The organism is Leifsonia sp. HAY1-4F, from assembly GCF_056755275.1.
Genome location: NZ_JBNDHX010000632.1, coordinates 1 through 236, shown reverse-complemented (window position 1 = coordinate 236; position 236 = coordinate 1). Strand labels below are relative to the sequence as shown.

1 pseudogene is annotated in these 236 nt (G+C 71.2%); it reads right to left on the bottom strand.

The window, feature by feature from the left end:
- Positions 1-236: pseudogene (locus ACPYOG_RS20780) on the bottom strand (type I glyceraldehyde-3-phosphate dehydrogenase); the annotation flags it as partial.

The following is a 236-nucleotide window of genomic DNA, read 5'->3' as shown; positions in this document are numbered from 1 at the left end:
GGTCACGGCGGCGGCACGCGCACGGCGCAGGTCGCGGTGCGGGCCGCCCTGGAGGTTCTGCTCCTGAGTGTAGGCGTGGACGGTCGTCATGAAGCCGTGCTCGATGCCGGCCAGGTCGTCCAGCACGGCGGCCAGCGGCGCAAGCGCGTTCGTGGTGCAGGAGGCGTTCGAGACGATGACGTGCGTCGCCGGGTCGAAGGTGTCGGTGTTGACGCCGTAGGCGAGGGTGCAGTCCG